At 71.2% G+C, this 3,063-nt stretch carries 4 protein-coding genes and 1 pseudogene; all 5 read left to right on the top strand.

Translation table 11 applies throughout. The annotated features are described in order from the left end of the window. Positions 1 to 274 (top strand): annotated as a pseudogene (locus VF665_RS07915) (glyoxalase); the annotation flags it as partial. A gap of 254 nt (positions 275 to 528) precedes the next feature. Beyond that, the gene (locus VF665_RS07910; protein WP_331052870.1) at positions 529 to 1,281 is read left to right on the top strand and encodes a tetratricopeptide repeat protein; all 753 of its coding nucleotides are present in this window, start codon (positions 529 to 531) and stop codon (positions 1,279 to 1,281) included. A gap of 498 nt (positions 1,282 to 1,779) precedes the next feature. Next, positions 1,780 to 2,064 (top strand): FeoA family protein, encoded by a 285-nt coding sequence (locus tag VF665_RS07905; RefSeq protein ID WP_331052869.1) that lies wholly within the window; start codon positions 1,780 to 1,782, stop codon positions 2,062 to 2,064. 1 nt (position 2,065) lies between these two features. Beyond that, a complete protein-coding gene (locus VF665_RS07900) occupies positions 2,066 to 2,287 on the top strand; it encodes a FeoA family protein (RefSeq protein ID WP_331052868.1) in 222 nt (73 codons plus the stop codon). Positions 2,288 to 2,289: 2 nt separating this feature from the next. Then, a partial coding sequence (locus VF665_RS07895; RefSeq protein ID WP_331052867.1) for a FeoB small GTPase domain-containing protein occupies positions 2,290 to 3,063 on the top strand: 774 nt, incomplete at its 3' end.

Genomic DNA, 3,063 nt, shown 5'->3' with positions numbered 1-3,063 from the left:
CCGCGTGGTGTGGAGCTATCCCAGCGCGCTCTTTCTGTCCGCGGGCGGATATCACCACCACCTGGGGATCAACACCTGGGCCGGCCCGCGGGCCACGCCGGCCGCGGAGAGCGACGCGCGGCTGCTGGAGTGGACTATCGTCCTCGCCCGCATGGAGGACGTCGAGAGCGCGGCGGAAAGCCTGCGCGCCGGCGGCTTCGCTCCCGAGCGCGATGGCGCGGAGTGGATCGTGCGCGACCCGTGGGGCACCGCCGTGCGCCTGGCCGCGGGCTGATCGTCGCCGGCATCCGCGCACATCGCCGGCGGAGGATGATCCGTCGAGGACCTGCGGCGGCGGGTCACGACCGGGACGGCGGTGGCGGGAAGTGATGATGAGGACGGCGGCGGGCATCGGTGCCTGTCGCCGTCGTTTCGCGCCGGGGGTCAGGGATCACTCGCGAGGCGGCGAAGCGAACCGTTGCGTTTCACCCTGCCGGGACCCCATTCTTGGCGCGCAGCGGCACACTTCCCGTCCTCCCGCGCCCCACGATGCCCTTCTCCGGCTACCTGTTCTCGCCCTACTCGCTGGTCATTCTGCTGATCCAGGTGTTCTTCGCCGTGCACGCCGTGCGGTCGGGGAAGTTCTACTGGCTGTTCATCATCTTCTTCTTTCCGCTGATCGGCAGCATCGTGTACTTCGTGGTGGAGTACCTGCCGGAGATGCGGTCCGGGCGCACGGGCCTGGCAAAAGTGGGAACGTCGGTGAAGCGCGTGCTGGATCCCGGCGCGGAGATCCGCCGGCTGGAGGACCAGGTGTCGCTCGCGGACACGCACGACAACCGCGTGGCGCTGGGGCGCGCGTACCGGCAGGCGGGGCGCCTGGAAGACGCGATCCGCACGTACGAAAGCAGCCTGTCCGGCATTCACGCCGACTCGCCCAAGGCGCTCACGGAGCTGGGATCGGCGTACTTTGAGGCCGGCCGCATCGCCGACGCGCGCTCCGCGTACGACCGCCTGCGCAGCGTGCGCGTGCTGACGCCGGACGAACTGGTGCTGAGCGGCCGCGTGCACGAGGCCGGCGGCGACCTGCCCGCGGCACTGCGCGACTACACGGCCGCGGCGCCGGGCGGCGGCAGCGCGGAGGCGCGGTGCCGGCAGGCGCTGCTGCTCAAGCTGATGGGCCGTGGCGACGAGGCAAAGCGCGTGTTCGACGAGGTGCTGCGCCACGCCCGCATCTCGTCCCCGCAGTACCGCCGCGAGCAGAAGGAGTGGATTGAACTCGCCAAGCGCGAGACGGCGTAGGGCGATCCCAACCAGTTGCAGTTGAAGCCTCGAGCGTGGACGCGACAGCGGCCACGAGTCGGGGCTTCCCGCTTTCAGAGCGGCGGATCATCCGCTCAGGAAGGCCTGGGGCGACGACATCGGTCGCGCTCGGCGCGCACCCTCCCCGCCCTCCCCCCGCCGTCGCGGGCGAAAGTGATACCCCAGCGCGAGCGCGGCGCTCGGCACCGCCCTCCTCGTTCCGTGCGGGTGAAGTCTCCCCGTCTGTTTGGGGAGACTTTCCGTCGTTGTTGCGGCGAATTCATTCGCTCAGCCCCCACCCCAGCCTCACGGCAGCATCGTGAGGCTTCCCGCTTCTTGAGCGGCGGATTCATCCGCTCAGGGAGGCCCGGGGCGACGACATCGGCCGCGCTTCCGGATGTGCGATGAACGCAGGCAGATCCTTGCGTGATCACAAGGTCGTGGGTAGATTCCGGGCGCGGTTGAAAATCATTCTCACCTGTACCTGTCCAGCGCGGAATGCTCAAGCGGCTTTTCCGAAAGAAGGCGGCGGCTGAACCGGCGGCGGCGCGTTGCGCCGAATGCCCGCTGGCCGCCTGCGCCAGCGGATGCCGCGCCGCCGTGCTGCGCATGGACTGCGACCACGACGAGGCCACCCGCCTGCGCGGCATGGGCCTGTTCGAGGGCAGCTGCATTCACGTGCTGGATTCCCGCAACGGCATGCTGCTGGAGGTAAAGGGCGCGCGGCTCGCGCTGGGCCAGGCGCTCGCCTCGGCCATCCGGGTGCTGCCGCTGGCCGGCTGACGTGCCGCTGCTGTCCGAGCTTTCCGCCGGCGACCGCGGCCGCGTGACCCGCGTGGGCGGCGACGCCGATGCCGCCCGCCGGCTAATGGAAATGGGGCTCATGCGCGGAACCACCATCGAGGTGATTCGCCGGGCGCCGCTGGGCGATCCGCTGGAAGTACGAGTCCGCGGGTTCATGCTGACCCTCCGCCGCACCGAGGCGGAGCACATCGAAGTGGAGTAGCGATGGAAGAGGCCGCGGCCGGAACGATCTCCGCGCCCGCCGCACCCTCGCCCGCGGAAGCACCGCGCGGCGGGGGTGTGCTGCATGTGGCGCTGATCGGAAATCCCAATACCGGAAAGAGCACCCTTTTCAACGCGCTGACCGGCATGCGTCAGCGCGTCGGCAACTATTCCGGCGTCACGGTGGAGCGCGTGGAGGGCCGCTACCGCGACGCGGAGGGCGCCGTTGCCCTGCTGGACCTGCCCGGCACCTACAGCCTCAGCGCCAGCTCGCCCGACGAGGAGATCGCGCTCGCCGTGCTGACCGGCCGGGCCGAGGGGCTGGACCGCCCCGACGTGGTGATGGTGGTGGTGGACGCGGCCAACCTGGAGCGCAACCTGTTCCTCGCCTCGCAGGTGCTGGAGCTGGGCCTGCCGACCGTGGTGGCCCTCAACCAGGTGGACGCCGCCGAGGCCGCAGGCATCCGCATTGACGCGGTGGAGCTGACGATGGAGCTGGGCGCGCCCGTGGTGCCCATCGTGGCCACACGCGGGCAGGGGCTGGACGTGCTCCGCTCCGCCGTGCGCAAGGCCGTCGCGCTCCCCCGCCCCACCCGCCAGTTCGCGCTCCCACCCGAGGCCGCCGCCGCACTCGCTCCGCTGGAGGCGCGGCTGACCGCCGCGGGCTTCAGCGATTCCGCGTCGGCGCTGGAGGCGCTGCGCCTGCTGGCCGTGCAGCACCCCGGCCGGCACCTGTCGCGCGTGCAGGGGCTGGAAGCCGCGGTTGCCCGGGCGCGC

Origin of the sequence: Longimicrobium sp. (genome assembly GCF_036387355.1) — a bacterium.
Lineage (GTDB): Bacteria > Gemmatimonadota > Gemmatimonadetes > Longimicrobiales > Longimicrobiaceae > Longimicrobium.
The sequence above is the reverse complement of the archived record's forward strand: the minus strand, read 5'-3'. Positions and strand labels throughout refer to the sequence as shown.

Bases quoted from the DNA above. Each gene is read 5' to 3' on its own strand.
- VF665_RS07905 (WP_331052869.1), top strand. From the start codon at position 1,780: ATGCTCAAGCGGCTTTTCCGAAAGAAGGCGGCGGCTGAACCGGCGGCG.
- VF665_RS07910 (WP_331052870.1), top strand. From the start codon at position 529: ATGCCCTTCTCCGGCTACCTGTTCTCGCCCTACTCGCTGGTCATTCTG.